General features: G+C 67.1%; 1 protein-coding gene. It reads left to right on the top strand.

Features of this window, described 5'->3' with window-relative positions:
- Positions 1-255, top strand: a 255-nt coding sequence (locus ACYOEI_RS41375) for an IS66 family transposase (RefSeq protein ID WP_462856511.1), incomplete at both ends; no start/stop codon positions are given.

Genomic DNA, 255 nt, shown 5'->3' with positions numbered 1-255 from the left:
ATCGGCTCTTGGCCGACTGGGCCACGCTCGGCCTGGACCTGTCGCTGGGGACTCTGACCGATGGCCTGAAGCGCCTGACGCCGCTCTTCGAGCCGGTCTATGAGGCGCTGGTGAAGCGCAGCCAAGGGCAGGCGCTCTGGCACGCCGACGAGACGCGATGGCTGGTCTTCGCCAGCATCGAGGGGAAGGTCGGCTACCGGTGGTATCTCTGGGTCTTCCACTCCTCGGACGTCGTGATCTTCGTCCTGGCCGCGG

Source organism: Singulisphaera rosea (genome assembly GCF_054877945.1).
Note: the sequence above shows the minus strand (reverse complement) of the source record. Positions and strands in the feature narration are given on the sequence as shown.